Annotated in this window: 4 protein-coding genes; 1 reads left to right on the top strand and 3 read right to left on the bottom strand. The window is 51.1% G+C overall.

Going from position 1 to position 1,918, the window contains the following annotated elements; translation table 11 throughout:
• On the bottom strand, positions 1-201 hold a 201-nt coding region (locus RJ38_RS06865; RefSeq protein WP_039018149.1), incomplete at its 3' end, for a transposase.
• A gap of 227 nt (positions 202-428) precedes the next feature.
• Here RJ38_RS06865 and RJ38_RS06860 point away from each other — a divergent pair.
• A complete protein-coding gene (locus RJ38_RS06860) occupies positions 429-1,484 on the top strand; it encodes a hypothetical protein (RefSeq protein WP_039018148.1) in 1,056 nt (351 codons plus the stop codon).
• On the opposite strand, the gene RJ38_RS06855 is transcribed toward RJ38_RS06860, so the two are convergent.
• Positions 1,459-1,728, bottom strand: a complete 270-nt coding sequence (locus tag RJ38_RS06855) for a hypothetical protein (protein WP_039018147.1) — start codon at positions 1,726-1,728, stop codon at positions 1,459-1,461. The two genes, RJ38_RS06860 and RJ38_RS06855, sit on opposite strands and share 26 nt — an antisense overlap.
• Positions 1,721-1,918, bottom strand: a 198-nt coding sequence (locus tag RJ38_RS06850; RefSeq protein WP_162183556.1) for a transposase domain-containing protein, incomplete at its 5' end; no start/stop codon positions are given. The genes RJ38_RS06850 and RJ38_RS06855, both read right to left, overlap by 8 nt.

Genomic DNA, 1,918 nt, shown 5'->3' with positions numbered 1-1,918 from the left:
CTTGCGAAGGCGTTCGTTCTCTTTCTCAACGTCTTCGTGAGGACCCGACATCAGGTCATCATACTGATGCTTTTGGACCCACTTGTTCAGCGTCGAAAGCCCAACCCCCAAATCAGAAGCCGCTTGTGGTCGTGTCAGTCCACTGGTCGTTGCGATACGCACTGCATCACGGCGAAACTCGTCAGTGTATCTCGTTGCCATTCTCAATCTCCTTCATAGCAAACATTGCTCAAAAGAGACCGGAACTAAACCGGGACAAGACCACTTCACACTGCCCAAAAAGATAGTGCCGCTTTAGCCTCTGTTTAAAAAAACATTTTCAACGAATGTATCCCGATGACTGGGATGGCCGGAAAGGCGGGTGCCTGCATAACTCCGCGTGCACTAAATGTTGGGGGTCAAGAATAGGGCATTAGGGGATTGAGTCGATGGTCGAGTATTATGTGATATTACGGCGTGCCAAGCGTCATGCGTTCAAATTCGCTGTAACTTCTCTGACTCCGCACTTGCGCTGTTGGGCACGACTTGCCCTTTCCACATCTGCATTGGCGTTTGCATTTGCATCTCCAGGATGGTCAGCAAACGAATGTGGGCCTGATGCGTCTGGACAAGGGGCAAACGACTGTGGCCTGTTTATTCCCCAAATCAATAATGGCATCACTTACTTGAACTCCGATGGGATCACATTGGATCTCAATAACTCGGCGGCCACAATCACGAGAGCCGCCGGTGGCGGCATAGCTGCTATTGACCTGCGAGACACCGATACCGGTACCGGAGATCTCATCGTGAATGCTACTGACTTTGATAGGATGTCTAATTTCCAGCGTGGCATTTTCATCCTCAAGGCTGGTGTTTCTGGAGATACATCCGTTACTCTTAACAACGGCACGATCCAGACTATTAACGGCCAGACGTCCTCCCATGGCGCCGCAATTTATATGGCACCTACTGCAACTGGTAACGCTTCCATTACGGTGGACGGCGGCACAATTATAACAGATGGCTTAAATAGTGCTGGTCTGTCTATCAATAACGCAGGCCAAGGCAATGCTTCTATTGTGATTAATGGCGGACAAATTGAATCGCGTAGCACCGCAAACCCTGGCGCAATCAGCATGGTTACGAATTTAACCTCTACCGCAAGTTCTTCTATTGTGATGAATGATGGCGATGTACGCACGGGGATTGGGTCTGCGGGGCTAAATTCTGGTGGGATAATTGCGCGAAACCTGGGGCTTGGTACTGCACATGCTGAAATACATGCTGGAACGGTAGCCGTCAGGGGGGCAGGTCTCAGTCAGGGGGGGGGTGGGCGCGATGCCTGGTTGTCACTAAGCTCTGGGGTGGCTGCAGTTATTGGCAGCGCTACCATTGGTGCTACTAGACCTCAAAACGCTACAAATACGAGCCTGGCATCTGCTCTCATGACAGGTGGTCATATTACTGTAAGCGGTATCAGGGCAGTATTTTGGCGTCTTTAGCGCGTATTATGGTATCAGCAGCACTGGTTAGTACGCCGATTGCACCAAAGCTTTCGCGATCATTCATGTTTTGGTTATTTTGGAACGTCAGGATGCCGTGATCAAGGATTTGGATAATCGTCTGTTCATCGAGCATCTCTGTTCTGATGCCTTCGGCTATCACGCATTCCAGTAGCATTTGAAGTGCCACAAGCTGTCCAGCCTGCACTTCGATGGCGTTTTGCGCTTCGTTCAGTTTACTCATTGTTGGCCGCCAATCTTTCAGTTCTTGGGTTGAAGGGGTAGTTCCAGGGCATGAGTTCGTCGATGCGGGCGGCGGGATGTCCTGCGGCGATGGCTTCAAGTGTTGCCTTGAGGTAGGCGTAAGGCTCGACGTCGTTAAGCTTGCAGGTCTCGATGAGGGACGCGATGCGCGCCCAGGTTCTGCCACCTTC

Source organism: Halocynthiibacter namhaensis (assembly GCF_000812685.1).
Classification (GTDB): domain Bacteria; phylum Pseudomonadota; class Alphaproteobacteria; order Rhodobacterales; family Rhodobacteraceae; genus Halocynthiibacter; species Halocynthiibacter namhaensis.
Note: the sequence above shows the minus strand (reverse complement) of the source record. Positions and strands in the feature narration are given on the sequence as shown.